Raw genomic sequence first — 1620 nt, forward strand, 5'->3', positions numbered from 1 at the left:
TTCATTCATGTTAATACCCCTAAAACAGGAAAGGCCACCCCCCATGATAAAACCTGAGAAAGTGACCGTCCAGCTATTCTCATCTATCTAAGACCCTGTTGACCGATTTTGATAAATGAGCATTACTGTATTATTATCATACGAAACTGTGTTTTTGTCCAGTAGTATTTTGTTATTGCAGTAATTGATGAATGGTTATTATTGGCGGGAGGGATGGGATTGCAGAAATACATATTTAGCACTTTTTGCTATTGACGGGTTTTTTTACGATTGATATAATGCATTAAGACCTTTACAGATTACCTTTAAAGTTTTCTGATTATCACTAATTGAATACTACAATAAGAAAATGGCTTACGCCAAAAGCCATTAAAATCTTATTATCTCTTCAAAGATACTTAATCAATACCTTTAAAGATTACTGTTAAGATGTGGAATCACCAATCAAGGAATTATCCTTTCAACATTCGCATGGCTTCGCGTTGTCATGCTTCTTGCTTTCGCCTTGTAATCTATTCAGATAGCCTATCAGAACCCCTGTATGCCATTCTGAAGCGTTCCCAATATCAACCATACATTCTCCCCTCAAGGCCCATCATAAGCCCTCAGAGAGCGCTAAAATAGCTCAGGTTACAATTGCATCAAACCATTGCGTTTGATATAATAATCAGCCTGTTAGAGATGAGTTCTCTTTGGGTTGTGGGAATATCTGGTGTCGTTGCTTAAGCCCCCGTTGAGTCGGGATAGCTTGAGAGTTCAACTAGTCCAGCCATATCTAAAGAGATTTATCAATGGCAGACATTCACAATAAGAGTGAATACTAAACAACCCCAAATTGTTGAGTCACCTCACCCTACAGCAATATTGTGAATTGCAACTTTTCAGACCTTCCCATCTGTTAAGCCATAGACAATCCATCACGGTGAAAAGGGTTCCTTCCCATCAAGCGTTAATCGCTGGTGGGCTGAATTATTTTCCACACCGGAGACTGGAAGAATGAAACCTACTGTACAGACATCAAACCGATTTTTGTTTCTTACCGGAAACGAAGACTTCACCACCCGGAAAACTGCTGCGGCAAAGATTGCCAGAGCACTCGGTCAGCGTTTCTTTGTTCACATCTGCAAGAGACATGGTGCCAGTGAACATTACTCAAGCTGCATGGCTTGTGTTGAATGCCAGAAACAATGGTACAGGGATAACGGTAAGCGTAAGCCGGATACAGACATCAAACCTTTCATCTCAGTTTACCCACTGGTTAAGATGACTTTCAGAGGGTTACAATTCCCTCAGATATTCTCTTAAGGGCCTCTCAATGGATGACGAAAAATTACACACCTACCTTAAAGCTATTGGTATGGGGTGCTTTGTGACGTATTACAGCAAGTTTGCCAACACAACCATTTCACGTGCTGACCTTATTGAACTGCTACATACTCAGGAAGGATACACAGAAAAAAGCTGTGGGAGCCGCACCAGTAAAGCGAGAGCAATCATTTCCGCAGGGGCAAGTGAAGAAGCATTAAGGCTAATTATTGCGTCTAATCGTGTGAACGATGATTTAAGAGATGAGGCCAGAAAATTACTGATGAAAATTTTTCCGTAAAATCAGGGGGTCAC

Annotated in this window: 1 protein-coding gene; it reads left to right on the top strand. The window is 40.8% G+C overall.

Translation table 11 applies throughout. The features are described 5' to 3' along the window. The first annotated feature begins 1315 nt into the window (after positions 1-1315). Positions 1316-1606: a hypothetical protein gene (locus CWM52_RS25805; RefSeq protein ID WP_032453058.1), complete on the top strand. Its 291-nt coding sequence runs from the start codon at positions 1316-1318 to the stop codon at positions 1604-1606. The last annotated feature ends 14 nt before the right edge of the window (positions 1607-1620 follow it).

It is taken from the genome of Raoultella sp. T31, from assembly GCF_002806725.1.
GTDB classification, from domain to species: domain Bacteria; phylum Pseudomonadota; class Gammaproteobacteria; order Enterobacterales; family Enterobacteriaceae; genus Klebsiella; species Klebsiella electrica.

Coding starts and splice junctions, on each gene's coding strand:
- CWM52_RS25805 (WP_032453058.1), top strand. CDS start 1,316: ATGGATGACGAAAAATTACACACCTACCTTAAAGCTATTGGTATGGGG.